At 66.8% G+C, this 13312-nt stretch carries 11 protein-coding genes; 7 read left to right on the top strand and 4 right to left on the bottom strand.

What is annotated here, in order from left to right; all coding sequences use genetic code 11:
• Nucleotides 1-334 precede the first annotated feature (334 nt).
• Both ON41_RS33200 and ON41_RS33195 read left to right on the top strand, forming a co-directional pair.
• Nucleotides 335-1828 (top strand): MFS transporter, encoded by a 1494-nt coding sequence (locus ON41_RS33200; protein ID WP_040752233.1) that lies wholly within the window; start codon nucleotides 335-337, stop codon nucleotides 1826-1828.
• Nucleotides 1829-2003: 175 nt separating this feature from the next.
• Entirely contained in the window at nucleotides 2004-2669 is a 666-nt protein-coding gene (locus tag ON41_RS33195; RefSeq protein ID WP_157185725.1) for a hypothetical protein, read from the top strand.
• Between the two features lie 36 nt (nucleotides 2670-2705).
• On the opposite strand, the gene ON41_RS33190 is transcribed toward ON41_RS33195, so the two are convergent.
• Together ON41_RS33190 and ON41_RS33185 are read right to left on the bottom strand one after the other, a co-directional pair.
• A complete protein-coding gene (locus ON41_RS33190) occupies nucleotides 2706-2915 on the bottom strand; it encodes a DUF397 domain-containing protein (RefSeq protein ID WP_040752229.1) in 210 nt (69 codons plus the stop codon).
• Nucleotides 2905-3795, bottom strand: a complete 891-nt coding sequence (locus tag ON41_RS33185) for a helix-turn-helix domain-containing protein (RefSeq protein WP_040752289.1) — start codon at nucleotides 3793-3795, stop codon at nucleotides 2905-2907. The genes ON41_RS33190 and ON41_RS33185 overlap by 11 nt, the downstream gene beginning before the upstream one ends.
• Before the next feature lie 10 nt (nucleotides 3796-3805).
• On the opposite strand from ON41_RS33185, the gene ON41_RS41995 reads away from it, so the two are divergent.
• The 5 genes from ON41_RS41995 to ON41_RS33165 all read left to right on the top strand — a co-directional run bounded on the left by ON41_RS41995 (nucleotide 3806) and on the right by ON41_RS33165 (nucleotide 6992).
• On the top strand, nucleotides 3806-4405 hold the full coding sequence (locus tag ON41_RS41995) for a hypothetical protein (protein WP_157185724.1): 600 nt from the start codon (nucleotides 3806-3808) through the stop codon (nucleotides 4403-4405).
• The gene (locus tag ON41_RS33180; RefSeq protein WP_040752228.1) at nucleotides 4402-4608 is read left to right on the top strand and encodes a hypothetical protein; all 207 of its coding nucleotides are present in this window, start codon (nucleotides 4402-4404) and stop codon (nucleotides 4606-4608) included. Before ON41_RS41995 ends, ON41_RS33180 begins: the two co-directional genes overlap by 4 nt.
• Before the next feature lie 92 nt (nucleotides 4609-4700).
• Nucleotides 4701-5384: a hypothetical protein gene (locus tag ON41_RS33175; protein WP_157185723.1), complete on the top strand. Its 684-nt coding sequence runs from the start codon at nucleotides 4701-4703 to the stop codon at nucleotides 5382-5384.
• Between the two features lie 90 nt (nucleotides 5385-5474).
• Nucleotides 5475-6386 (top strand): hypothetical protein, encoded by a 912-nt coding sequence (locus ON41_RS33170; RefSeq protein WP_157185722.1) that lies wholly within the window; start codon nucleotides 5475-5477, stop codon nucleotides 6384-6386.
• Nucleotides 6387-6659: 273 nt separating this feature from the next.
• Nucleotides 6660-6992, top strand: a complete 333-nt coding sequence (locus ON41_RS33165; RefSeq protein ID WP_040752223.1) for a hypothetical protein — start codon at nucleotides 6660-6662, stop codon at nucleotides 6990-6992.
• A 353-nt stretch (nucleotides 6993-7345) separates the two neighbouring features.
• Here ON41_RS33165 and ON41_RS33160 read toward each other — a convergent pair whose 3' ends face one another.
• Entirely contained in the window at nucleotides 7346-7837 is a 492-nt protein-coding gene (locus ON41_RS33160) for a hypothetical protein (RefSeq protein ID WP_040752221.1), read from the bottom strand.
• Nucleotides 7838-8056: 219 nt separating this feature from the next.
• Nucleotides 8057-12991 (bottom strand): NAD-glutamate dehydrogenase, encoded by a 4935-nt coding sequence (locus ON41_RS33155; RefSeq protein WP_051163053.1) that lies wholly within the window; start codon nucleotides 12989-12991, stop codon nucleotides 8057-8059.
• Between the last annotated feature and the right edge of the window lie 321 nt (nucleotides 12992-13312).

The following is a 13312-nucleotide window of genomic DNA, read 5'->3' as shown; positions in this document are numbered from 1 at the left end:
ACCGACTGCGGCGTGTGGGCGGGCGCGCCGCCGGGCATAACTGCGGACCGACCGGTTTGAAAACCCCTGCCGGACAGAATGTTTCGGCAACCCCGTCTTACCGGAAGTATTCCGAACTTGTTACATTTTCTAACGGTACGCCGTACTATGTCTCAATGAACGGTGTATTACGTCTCCGTGGCACCGAAGTAACCGTGCCGCGTATCGGATGCCGCGAAGCGGCGCCGGATCACGGAGATCGAGACACGATCGGCACCGCGCTGTCCTGAGTCGCGCCGCGGTGACGCGTGCCCGCGAGTGGATAGACGTTTCCGGAAACCGAGGTGAGCTTTCGATGTCGACGCAGACCAAGATCATCCGAAGTTTGGTGCCCGCGCGGATGGATCGATTGCCGTGGACGAGATTCCACTGGCTGATCGTCGTCGGGCTGGGCGTCTCCTGGGTGTTGGACGGCGTCGAGATCCAGATCGTCAGCAGCATGGGCGGGCCGTTGCAGGACGCCGGGGCGTTGAATCTGACGCCGGGGCAGGTCGGCGCGGTCGCCTCGTGGTATCTGGCGGGGCAGGTCGTGGGGGCGCTCGTGTTCGGCCGGCTGACGGACCGGCTCGGGCGGAAGAAGCTGTTCATCCTGACCCTGGCGATCTATCTGATCGGCAGCGGGTTGGCCGGGTTGTCCTGGGGCCCATGGTCGCTGTATCTGTTCCGGTTCATCGCGGGAACCGGGATCGGCGGTGAGTACACGGCGATCAATTCGGCGATCGACGAGATCATGCCCGCCAAATACCGGGGGCGGGTCGATATCGCGATCAACGGGACCTACTGGGGCGGTGCGGCTTTGGGTGCGGCCGCGAGCCTGGTCCTGTTCAACGAGAACCTCATCCCGGTGGGGTGGGGCTGGCGGATCGGATTCTTCCTCGGCCCGGTCCTCGGGATCATCATCATCTTCCTGCGCCGGCACATTCCGGAGAGCCCGCGCTGGCTGCTCACCCACGGCCGGGCGGACGAGGCCGAGCGGACCGTCGACGAGATCGAGGCGCGGGTGCGCAGCCAGGGGGTCGAACTCCCGCCGGTGGACGAGAGCAAGGCCCTCGACATCACCGACACCGATCGGCTCTCCTACTGGCAGATGGGTCGAATCTTCTTCGGCAAGTACCCATCTCGGTCTTTCCTCGGCTTCACGATGATGGCCACCCAGGCGTTCCTGTACAACGCCATCTTCTTCACCGTCGGCATGGTGCTGACGAACTTCTACCACGTGCCGTCCGACCACACGGGCTACTATTTCTTCCCCTTCGCCATAGGCAATCTGATCGGCCCGCTGGTACTCGGCCCGCTGTTCGACAGCGTCGGCCGCCGGAAGATGATCTGCGCGACCTATGTCGGTTCCGGTTCACTGCTCTTCGTCTCCGCGTGGGCGTTCAACGCGGGCATACTGACCGCCACCACGCAGACGCTGCTGTGGTGCGTCATCTTCTTCTTCGCTTCGGCCGGAGCGTCCGCGGCGTATTTGACGGTGAGCGAGATCTTCCCGCTGGAACTGCGCGGTCAGGCCATCTCGTTCTTCTTCGCGATCGCGCAGGGTGTCGGCGGCGTCATCGCACCGTTCCTCTTCGGCCACCTGGTCGGCGGGGCGGACAATCCGGATCCCGACCGCTTCCCGCTGACCGTGGGTTATCTCGTAGGCAGCTGCTTCATGATCGGCGGCGGGCTGGTCGCCTGGTTCTTCGGCGTGAACGCCGAAGGAAAGTCCTTGGAGGACATCGCGGATCCGTTGTCCGCGGCGAAGCCGGAACCCGCCCCCGACCCCCGCGCGGCCCTCAGTGAATGAAGGATCCACACCCATGTCTCAGCCCACCCCCTGGCAGTCCGTAGAGGCTCGCGACCCGCAGCCCTCCTCGGAATCCCTCCGGGACCGAGCTGCCCGGACCCTTCGCGCCGCGACTCGCGGCCTTCGCACCGCAAACCGGAACTTCAATGCCGTTACGGCGAAGGCCGGCGTGCATATGCGGCCGTTGCTGCCCCGGCTCGGCGGGAACTGGGGATACCTGGCCGCCGCCGTCGGGTGCGCCATAACGTTCGTCCTGATGTTCGAGCCATGGCTGTCCACTTCAGGGCCCGATGGCACTGTGTGGAGCAATGCGTTCGGACAAACGCATATCTCCACCACCCTCGTGGGGCTCTGGTCACAGCATCCGCCGAATCACTCGAATCTCAAAGGCAAGTGGGCGGTTCTCGCGGCCATCGCGATCTTCCTTACCGTGCCCACCGCCGTGATCAACGTCTGGACACGCATCACCTCGATGACCTACCTGACCACCGGTGCGGCGGTGGCGGTGGCGCTCTTCATCATCTCCACCCTGATATATCTCAGCGGAGCGGGCCCGGAGCTACGCAATATGGTCGGCTCCGGCCCGCCGACCGAGCTGGGCGTGCAGGCCGGGTTCATCATCCGGTGGGCGACAGGCCGCGGGGATTACCCGTGGCCCGGCGGGCAGAAGGCCGTATTCGAAACCGCGAAGCTCACGGGCACCGCGATGACGGCCGGCGCGATGGCGGTGCTGTCCGCCTCGGCGGCCATCGCGCAGACGTTGTATCAGCAGAAGATGCGTCGTCGCTCGGTCGAGACCGAAGCGCAGGCTCCGATCGAGATCGAGGGAACCCAGGGCTGAAAAGCCCTGGGCCACCCGGGAGTACGGCTGTGGACCTCAGCGCGGTCGATCGAGTCGGCCGTCGCGCACGCCCGCCGCGAACGCATCCCACTCACCGGGCGTGAACACCAGAGCCGGACCGGCAGGGTTCTTGCCGTCGCGGACACCCACACGGCCGCCGTCGAGGAACGCGACCTCGACGCACTCCCGCTGACCGCTACTCCGGCTGCTCTTGAACCACTGCGCGGTGGGTAGATCAACGCTCACGGTCGTACTCCCTCGCTACCCGTCTGAGCAGGCCCCTACTGGTTACATCGTCCAGCGCAGCGTCTGCGATCGCCCCACAGGCCCGATGGTAGCGCTCCACCGCCTGCTTCTTCTCCAGGTATATGTCACCGAGGTAGCTCTCCACATAGACCACCGAGGGTTCAATAGGGTTGCCTCGCTTGTCTTTTCCGAACTCGAGGATCACGCACGGACCGACCAGCTCTCCGAGTGGCATTCCTGCCGAGAGCGGCAGCACACGCACAGTGATATTGGGCAGCGTGCTCATGTCGGCGAGGTGTCGCAGTTGGGCACCCATCACCCTCCGGCCGCCGACGATATTCCGCACGGCGGCTTCGTAGATCACCGCATCGAGCGTCACCGGATGCAACTTCCGGGTGATCAGCGACTGCCGACGCACTTTGAGCTGCACACGCCGCTCGACCTGTTGTTCGTCCTCATCGGGATCGGCCGCGCACGCCAGGGTCCGCGCGTATTCCTCCGTCTGTAACAGACCGGGTACCAGGAACGGCTGCACGGTCGTCATTGCCCGGACCGAGGACTCCAGGCCCACATAGAGATTGAAGCCGACGGGTATCAGGTCGTCGTAATCGTGGTACCACGATTTCGCACCGGCTTGCTGTGCCAATACGGCCAGCGCCGCGGCGAATTCCTCGTCCAGGTTGTACAGCTGGCACAGCTGCCGGACATCGTGTGTCCGGATCTTTTCGAGCTTGCCTGTTTCCAGCCGTTGCAGCATGGCCTCGCTCCACTCCATCAGCCTCGCGGCCTCGGCCAGGGTGAGGTTGCACGCCTGCCGCCCTTCGCGCAGGTAGCGACCCAGCTGGCGGCGAGGGACCGTCGAACCCGGGTCAGCGGCCATGGGATTCACCATGAATCTTGTCGATCTTCGTCACGAAGACCGATGTGTTTCGGGGCGAAAAACGCTCTGGGACATCGGAAAAGCTGCTTCGAAGATTCATGTCACGATTGTGAACCACAGTCGCTCGTGGTGTGCTCATTTCATCGGACATGCCGAACGAGTTCCGAAGGGCCGCGGGCCATTTCGGATCTTCCATTTCCGATATCCAGAATCGGACCACGACAACATTCCGGGTGAAAACAATGAATTTCGGACGAGCATGAGTGCGTGGGATATCGCGTGGAGCATCGTGACCACCCTCGGCGGCTGCGGGGTAGCGGGGACCGCCGCCGGGTGCGCCTGGCCGGGCACGGAGCCCCGGCGGCGGGCTGCCGAAACCGACCAGTCGACATCAGCAAATATTCAGCTAAAATCGCTGGGGTGGCCCAGAGAGTGGACATGCACCACACCCGCCCAACAGGTTTCGCTCGACGACGCTCACCGCTGGATGCAACTGCACCGCGAGCACGATTGCGCTCGCAAACGTGCCGCCTTCGCCGCGCTGGTCGCCGCCGGGCACATCACGCCCGATTCGTCACGCCGACACCGACCCGTGGAGCGCCCCGAGTGACAGAGTCCGACAAACCATCCCCGCCGGGATCCGCCCCCACCACGCCTTTCCGGTTCCTGGCCGCCCGGGCCGCCAGAGCCGGCTATCGCCTGGTCCGCGGCGACGCACCACCGCACCCGTGGCTGCTGCTCGACGCCGAGGACGGGCAGCCCTTGCACACCGCGACGTCGCTGGACCAGATCCAGCAGTGGCTGAACAGCTGACGTTCTAATGCCCGGAAGTCGTTGCGCCCCAATCGTTCGAGTACTCCCGCCAGTGAAAAATCGGGTGCTCGCCGGTGCCCTACCCTTACTACATGACGGAGCCGAGCACGCCGTGGTCGAGCCAAGCTCGGACACCCCGGCTACTGGGGCAGGCAGCCGCCGGACCCACGCGGCAATTCCTCGCCGAACCCACCACACAGCAGTTGCTCTCCCACTCCTCCGCACAGCAGAAGGTCGCGGAGCAGACCACGCGCTCCGAACCACGACCACACCGGCGGCTCGTATCGGAACAGATCCGCGACAAGGCCCGCCGCGTCGTATCCGACCTGCGCGAGGTCGACCTGCCGCCGCTGTTCCGGGTCGGAATCGTGCTCACCACCGGGATCGTGCTCGCGGTCCTCATCGTCTCGGTGCACAGCCTGTTCGCCTCCGGACCGCCGCGCACGTCGCCGCCGTCGGCGCGCGGCGCCACCACGAGCACCGCGTCCGAGGCGTCGGTCGGCTCCTCCACGAACCCTGCGGGTAACAAGGGCACCGGATTCGCCGTCGGCAGGGTGCTCTCGAACAAGAACGAGATACTCCAGCTGGGTGGCATGTTCGGCGGTTCGGTGACGATCCGTACCGATAAGCGGACCCGGGTGCTGATTCTGCTGGGCACCAGGGTGTCCGATATTCAGACCGGTGGCACGATCGCGGTCTACGGGGACAGACAGGCCGACGGCGCCATCGTCGCGAGGCTGATTGTGGGAGTATCACCGCGCGGACCGGCCGAGTGATCCTACGTCGCGGGCACCCCGGAAAACCTTCCCACACACGGGGATCTTTCGGGCGGCAGCGCCGACCTGACCGGCGCATACACTCAGGCCATGGTGCAGCCGACGCCCTGGCAAGCGACGGGAAACAGTCCCGACCCACCGGATCCTCCTGATCCTCCCGATCCACCGGATCCCCCGGATCGACGAACGCGTGTCGCATACAGCTGGCCCGACCTGAAGCCGTACCTCGGCACGCTGCGCGGTCATTGGGGCTATATTGCCGCGTCGCTCAGCAGCCTCATCACCCTGATATTGCTGTTCCAGCCGTGGTTGTCGGCACGCGGGCCGAACGGGACCGCCAGCGTCAATCCTTTCGGCCGGATCACGGCGACCACCGCCTTCCTCACCGCGTGGTCACATCAGCAGCGGGGCGCGCCCAAGATCATGGGCCTCTGGGCGATCCTGGCATCGGCCGCCATCATCGTCATCTGCCTCACGACGGCCGCCAATCTGCGCATACACAGCGACAGGCTGGCGCGGATCGTCACCGTCACCGCCGTCGCCAACGCTTTTCTCGTCATCGTGACGCTCATCTACGTCAACTCCAAGACGGCCGAGCTGAAGGCCATGACCGCACGCAGCTACGACCTCGGCGGCCAGGTGGGCTCGATGATGGCCTGGGCCTTCGGCAACGGCACCCTCGCCATACCCGGTCTCGCGAAAACCCAGTACTCCAGCGGGGGAATGACCTCGATCGCTCTGCTCTGCGGGGCGACGGCCGTCGTCGCGGCGGTCTCCGCGGTGATCCAGTGGGTTCGTGATCACGGCACGACCAGCCCCATCGGATGGCAATTGCGCTCCCCCTTCGTGACGACCACCAAATCCGACAAATCCGACGAGGCTCGAGTCGCCGAAAAATCCGAGCCTGCCGAGCCCGAGCGGTCCGAGAAGGCCGAATCCCCTGCGGAGCCCCCGCAGGCCGAAAAGCCCCCGCGCTCCGAGGAATCCGAGCAGGGCGACTGACCGCCCCGCGCCCCTCCTCATTCTCCTGATCCGATCGCCCTGACTCTCCGGCACAGCCGGAGAACTCACATCTACGGCGCAATCGTCGATCTCATGTTCCCGGCACGTTTTTGGCCGGGAACCCCCTCCGCGGCAAGTCCGGAAAAATTCATGCCCTCTCCCTGTTTTATGTGCCATCGTTTGGCGGTACACTAGGAGATGTACAGGCTGAGGCCCCGATCACAGCACAGGTCGAGTGGTGGCAAACAGCATGAAACGGAGATATCGAGCGTTATGAGCGGCAACCACAGGACAAAGAAGATCGTCGCCGGCACCGTCCTCGCGGGCTTGCTGGTCGCAGGACCCGTCACCCTCGCGAGCCAGGGCGCGTTCGCCGGCTCCGGCGGCAGCCGTGGCCACAGCAGCAGCCACGACAACGGGCGCGGCGGCTACGGCAACTACGGCGGTTTCCGCGACCGCGACCGTGGTTCGAACAACGCACCGGACAACTCTAACCGGCGCGTCGAGGACCAGGACGGAAGCGTTGCGGCGCAGCGGGATCCGGACTCGCGCTACTCGAGCCGGTACCAGGAGGCCAACAACTTCGGCCCGCACGGCAACCACTGACCCTCCCAGACGTCACGGAACCGGCTGCCCGGCACGCCGTCCCGCGGGTCGTTTCCCACATCCTCATCGGGCCCGCGCTACGGCCACCGCCCGGCACCCCCTCCGTGACCCCGTCACCCCCGGAATCCACTTCCACACGATGGATTCCGGGGGTGACTCATTTGTGCCCCCGGAACAAAAGACGTTCCGGGGAACAGTTATGGACTGACGTTCCGGGGGAACAACGAAGACTGACAACCCGGGGGAACAACGAGTGGGGCAATCCGGGGAACAATGAAAGTGCGGCGACAACGATTATGGGCCCGCACGTTTCGTGCGGGCCCATCGTTATCGATACGGGAACGGGTGGCGGATCAGGTCAGCGAACCGTCGTGGCAGAGGCCGGAGGAGCGCCAGCTCGGGCCGGGCTGCGCGGCATTGTCGAAGGACCAGCCGGAGGCGGGCTCGGCGGCCTTCCAGAACACGAAACCGGTTGCGTCCGAGGCGACCTCGTAGACGGCCTCGCGGCCCTCGATGAGCTGGTTGCCGACGCAGTAGTCCATGTAGTCGGTGCCGTACTGGCGGGCGCCGGGGCTGAACCGGTGCGCCGGGTTGCCCTCGGTGCCCGGGTTGGACACGGTGCTGCGCTGTCCCACCCCTTCACCGGGGTACCACCGCGGGCCACCGAAAAGGTCTGCACCGCACGTGTATGACCGGCCACCCGCGACGACGGTCGACCCCTTGTGGTGGATTCCGCCGTCCCATACGCAGGCGACGCCGGGGTCGGCGGCGGCCGTCGGCATAGCGCCGAAGCCGGCACAGGCGATGGTGGCCGCGAGCAGACCGAGGGCTCTGTACTTGATCATGGACTTCGCTCCGAAACTCGTCCGTCTCCGCCAGCCGACACGGCACCGGCTGTAGCGGAGTGTGTTACGCAAATCAATGTACCGCTAAATGATGGCGCATAACACACTGGCTGCTGCCAGGGCTGGGAACAGATGTTGCGCCCGGACCGGCCCCGAACGCGGCGCGGGCCGCGACGGTGGTTACCGTCGCGGCCCGCGCCGCTGGAGAATCCGGTGGGATCAGGACGAGACGGTCGAAACCGACTCCCCGCTGCTCACCATCCCGCGCACCTGCTGCGCGGCGACCGACAGCGTGGCCAGGTCGTGCGCCCCCGCGGTGAAGATCTCGCCGAGGGCCGCGCTGGCCCGCGACAGCCGGGACCGGTTGGTGGACTCCCAGTTCGCGATCTTCTCCGCGGCGGTCTCGGCGCTCTCGCTCGCCATCAGCACGTCGACCGTGAGCGAGCGCAGCGAACCGTAGAGATCGTCGCGCAGCGCCAGCCGGGCCATGGCGTGCCAGCGATCGCCGCGCTCGAGGCTGCCGACCATGGTGAGCAGCCGCTGGATCTCGAAGTGATCGTCGAGGGCGTAGTACAGCGCCGCGACCTCGGCGGCCTCCCGCTCGCAGATGTCGGCGACATCGATCACGTCGAGCATCGGGAACCGCTGGATGAGCAGGTAGACCTCCTCGGCCAGCTCGTTCGGGGCGCCGCGCTCGATGGCCGGCTGCGAACGGCTGATGAGGTCGTCGGCGCGGTGCCCGGGACGCCAGGCCGGCACCTGCGACACCACGGCGCGCACGCCGTCGCGGTAGCGGGCGATATCGGCCCCGATCGCGATGGGCTGCGGGCGGTTGGTCAGCAGCCAGCGCGAGGCGCGGTCGAGGGTGCGTTCGGTCTCGAGTTCGAGCAGGTCACGGGCCGCTGTCGGCATCGGGGTCGTGCGAATCCGGTGCCACAGGGCGCGCAGGTCGAAGATCTCTACCGCGACGGTGAACGCGCGCACCGCGTCGTCGGTGCTGGCCCCGGTCTCCTCCGCCAGGCGGAACGCGTAGCTGATGCCGCCGTAGTCGATCATGTCGTTGACGACCCGGGTGGCCACGATCTGACGGCGCAGCGGATGCCGCCGGATGGCCACCGCGAAACGCTCCCGCAGCGGGGTCGGGAAGTAGCCCGAGAGCACCGAGGTGAACGCCGCGCTGTCGGTGAGGTCACCGGCCAGCAGGTCGTCCTTGAGCGAAAGCTTCACGTGCGCCATGAGATTGGCCAGTTCGGGCGAGGTCAGCCCGCGGCCCTCGGCGGAGCGCCGCTTCATCTCGGCATCCGAGGGCAGCGCCTCGAGACCGCGATCCAGGCCGCGGCGCGCCTCGAGGTCGGAGAGCACCCGGCGGTCGACCGCGGCCATGCCCTTGGCCTGCGCCCGCGAGAGGCCCATCCGGAAGTTCTGCGAGATGTTGTCCGCCAGAACCAGTTCCGACACCTCGTCGGTCATGGTGGCGAGCAGTTCGTTGCGATCGGCGACCTGAAGATCCCCTGCGGAGATCGCCGCATCGATCAGGATCTTGATGTTGACCTCGTGATCGGAGCAGTCCACACCCGCCGAGTTGTCCAGCGCGTCGGTGTTCATCCGGCCGCCGGCGGTGCAGTACTCGGTGCGGCCGAGCGCCGTCACGCCCAGGTTGCCGCCCTCGCCGATCACCTTGACCCGCAGCTGATTCGCGTCGACGCGCACCGCGTCGTTCGACTTGTCGCCGACGTCGGCGTTGGATTCGGTGCTTGCCTTGATGTAGGTCCCGATGCCACCGTTCCACAGCAGGTCGACGGGCGCCAGCAGGATGGCCCGCATCAGTTCCGGCGGGGACAGGGTGGTGACGCCGGCGGGCAACCCGAGGGCGGTGCGCACCTGGTCGCCGATCGGAATCGCCTTGGCGGTGCGGTCGTAGACGCCGCCGCCCGCACTGATCAGCGACGTGTCGTAGTCCCGCCACGACGACCGCGGCAGGTCGAACATGCGCCGGCGCTCGGCATACGACCGCGCGGCGTCGGGGTTGGGGTCCAGGAAGATGTGCCGGTGGTCGAAGGCCGCGACGAGGCGGATGTGCTCGGACAGCAGCATGCCGTTGCCGAAGACGTCGCCGGACATGTCGCCGACGCCGACGACCGTGAAGTCCTCTGTCTGCGTGTCGATGTCCATCTCGGCGAAGTGCCGCTTCACCGACTCCCAGGCGCCCTTGGCGGTGATGCCCATGGCCTTGTGGTCGTAACCGACCGAACCACCGGACGCGAAGGCGTCGCCCAGCCAGAAACCGTAGCTCTTCGCGACGTCGTTGGCGATATCGGAGAACGTCGCCGTGCCCTTGTCGGCCGCCACCACGAGGTACGTGTCGTCGCTGTCGCGGCGCACCACCCGCGCCGGCGGAACCACCTCGCCCGACACGTGATCGACGTTGTCGGTGAGGTCGAGCAGCCCCGAGATGAAGGTTCGGTAGCAGGCGACGCCTTCGGCCTGCATCGCCTGCCGGTCGACCGCCGGATCACCGGTGGCGGCGGGCGGATTCTTCACCACGAACCCGCCTTTCGCGCCGACGGGCACGATCACGGCGTTCTTCACGGCCTGTGCCTTCACCAGACCCAGGACCTCGGTGCGGAAATCCTCCAGGCGGTCGGACCACCGCAGCCCGCCGCGGGCCACCGCGCCGAACCGCAGGTGCACGCCCTCGACGCGGGGCGAGTACACGAAGATCTCGAAACGCGGACGCGGCCTGGGCAATTCGGTGATCGCGTGCGGATCGAACTTGAACGACAGGTGGTCCGGCACGGAGCCGTCAGCGTTGCGCCGGAAGTAGTTGGTGCGCAACGTCGACCGCACCAGGCTCAGGATCGCGCGCAGGATGCGGTCGGTGTCCAGGCTGACCACGGCGTCGATCTCGCTCTGCAACCGCTCGGCGATATCGGAGGCGCGCATCGAGGCCACCGGTCCGACGCCCTCCGGATCGAAGTACGCGTCGAACAGTTCGGTGAACAGGCGTGCCAACGCCGGATGCGTGGACAGGACGCGCGAGATGTTGCCCAGCGTGTAGGCGAAACCGGCCTGCTGCAGGTACTTCGCGTAGGCGCGCAGCATGGCGATCTGGCGCCAGTGCAGGCCCGCGCGCAGCACCAGTTCGTTGAGGCCGTCGACCTCGGCCCGGCCGGACCACATGGCGACGACGGCCTCCGAGAAGCGCTGTCGCACACTCGTTTCCGCCGTGCTCTCGGTCTCGATGCCGAGATCGGACTCCATATGGGGGTCGACGGCGTCGCGCAGCAGCGCGGCCGGCACCCGCAGGCCGAAATCGTAGATCCACTTGCGTGCCCCGTCGGCCAGCGTGATCGGGTACGGGCGCTCGTCGACGACCTCCACGCCCAGGCTGTGCAGGACGGGCAGCACCTGGCTCAGCGACAGACCCTGGCCCGCGACGTAGAGCGTGAACCGCCACTCCCCCGACGGCGCGTCCGCGTGCCGGTACAGATGGGTGTCGATGTCGCCGTCGGCGAGTTTGTGCAGGCGTTGCAGGTCGATGAGCGCGCGGTCGGGTTCGTAGTCCTGCTGGTAGCCGGCCGGGAACGCCTCCGCGTAATCCTTGAGCGCCGCCGCCGGAACGGCCGGTGTCGCGCCGGCCTCGGCCATCAGCCGGTCGCCCCAGGTGCGGGTGGTCGCGAAGAGCAGTTCCTGGATCCGCTCGCGGTTGGACTCGGAGATGTCGGCCGCCGCCGCATCGGCCGCGCGATGGACGGTGAAATACACGACGGCCAGCTCGGATTCGGTCGCGCGCGCCGAGTAGGCCACATGCTCACCGTCGAATTCGGTGCGCAGGATCTCCTCCATGCGCAGCCGGACCTCGGTGTCGTAGCGGTCGCGGGGCAGATAGACCAGGCAGTAGACCGAACCGCTGTGGTTGTCGCGCCGGATGAACAGCCGGATCTGCCGACGCAGGCCCAGATTCATGATGGCGGAGACGGTTTCGAACAGCCGCCGCGCGTCGGTGGAGAACAGCTCCGCCCGGGGGAACGACTGCAGCATCTCCAGCATCGCCTGGCCGGAGAAGGAATTCAGCTCGAAGCCCGCCCACTCGATGACCTGGCGTACCCGCCGGGAGATGACCGGGATGTCGAGGATGTTCTCGTGCAGGCCGGTGACGGTGAAGGTGCCGACGAAGACGTGCTCGCCGCGCAGCTGCGCCGGACCGCCCGCCAGCGCGGCCGGCGCCGGATACTCCGCGCCGTGGTCGGCGACGCTGACGACGTACAGCTCGCGCGATCCGGGGATCAGCGAATCCATCGACCCGCCGGCCAGCCGCAGCACCGGGCGCGTGGCGTCGGGCACCGGGGCCTCGATGGCGAGAGCCGATCCGTTGCGCAGCACGCCGAGCGCCGTTCCGGGAAGCTGCCACGATTCGGTCCCGCCCGCGCCGGGCACGCCCGATTCCCGGAATCCGTAGTAGCCGTAGCCCACGACGGTGAAGTGGCCGTCGGCCAGCCAGCGCAGCATGGCGGCGGATTCGGGGATCTCGGCGTCGCCGTCCTCGGTCACGGCGCGGTCGAGCTGATCGGCCAGCGCGCCCATCGCCTGCAGCATGGTCGGGGTGTCGTCGACGACCTGGCGGAGGCTGCGCAGCAACGCGGGCAGCTCCCGCTCGATGCGATCCAGCAGCTCGGTGTCGACGGACGGGTTGAGCTGCACGTGAATCCACGACTCGGGCCGCGGGCGGCCACCCTGGTGCTGCTGCTGATCGCGCGCCGCGCCGGGGCTCTGCATCGGCGCCATCGCGCGCAGCCGGCCCCGGCCGTCGCGCACCACGTCGAACACCGGGTGGACGACCTCGACGGCGGTCACGCCCAGCCGATGCAGTGCGGCGGTCACCGAGTCGACGAGGAGCGGCATATCATCGTTCACGATCTGAATGGCGGCGCCCAGCCCGCTACCGTCGTCCGGGCGGTACGCCCGGGTGATGGCGGTGCCCGGCGCGCGAACCGCGGCCAGCTCCAGGTGATTTCGGAAGATCCGCTGCGCGCGGTCGGTGATCGTGGGGGCCTCGGCGCCCGGTTGGATCCAGCGGAAGTACGCCGCCTCGAGATCGGTCGGGTCGTCCCGGAATCGTTTGAACGAAATGGTCTGCTGGGTGGTTGCCACCATCGGTCTCGCGCCTTCCCGAGATCTGCGCCGCACTGTACAGAAAGTTATGTTACATGAGTAATGAGCCGTTGTATAGCGGCACGTTAACGGATGTAGTAAGGTTGTCGCTGGTCAACGACCTGGCGATGAGTAGGAGACAACCGCACCCGATATCCGCGGCCGGAACATGTCCGGATGGTAGTGATAGCACGGGATGCGGAGTGTGACGCTGTTCCCAATTCGGGGAAGCGAGAGCGGGTTTCGTCGTTCCCAAGCGCGGGAAGACAACCGCCGAAATGCCGTGTGAAATCCGGTTATGCTCCGGTAACTCCGCTCGGACGG

The organism is Nocardia transvalensis NBRC 15921 (assembly GCF_000308875.1).
Taxonomy (GTDB): domain Bacteria; phylum Actinomycetota; class Actinomycetes; order Mycobacteriales; family Mycobacteriaceae; genus Nocardia; species Nocardia transvalensis.
This window is presented reverse-complemented; position numbering and strand designations above follow the sequence as displayed.

What these genes read in the sequence shown, in the direction of transcription:
- ON41_RS33200 (WP_040752233.1), top strand. Translation starts at nt 335, where the DNA reads ATGTCGACGCAGACCAAGATCATCCGAAGTTTGGTGCCCGCGCGGATG.
- ON41_RS33195 (WP_157185725.1), top strand. Translation starts at nt 2,004, where the DNA reads ATGCGGCCGTTGCTGCCCCGGCTCGGCGGGAACTGGGGATACCTGGCC.
- ON41_RS33185 (WP_040752289.1), bottom strand. Translation starts at nt 3,795, where the DNA reads ATGGCCGCTGACCCGGGTTCGACGGTCCCTCGCCGCCAGCTGGGTCGC.
- ON41_RS41995 (WP_157185724.1), top strand. Translation starts at nt 3,806, where the DNA reads ATGAATCTTGTCGATCTTCGTCACGAAGACCGATGTGTTTCGGGGCGA.
- ON41_RS33175 (WP_157185723.1), top strand. Translation starts at nt 4,701, where the DNA reads ATGACGGAGCCGAGCACGCCGTGGTCGAGCCAAGCTCGGACACCCCGG.
- ON41_RS33170 (WP_157185722.1), top strand. Translation starts at nt 5,475, where the DNA reads ATGGTGCAGCCGACGCCCTGGCAAGCGACGGGAAACAGTCCCGACCCA.
- ON41_RS33165 (WP_040752223.1), top strand. Translation starts at nt 6,660, where the DNA reads ATGAGCGGCAACCACAGGACAAAGAAGATCGTCGCCGGCACCGTCCTC.
- ON41_RS33160 (WP_040752221.1), bottom strand. Translation starts at nt 7,837, where the DNA reads ATGATCAAGTACAGAGCCCTCGGTCTGCTCGCGGCCACCATCGCCTGT.
- ON41_RS33155 (WP_051163053.1), bottom strand. Translation starts at nt 12,991, where the DNA reads ATGGTGGCAACCACCCAGCAGACCATTTCGTTCAAACGATTCCGGGAC.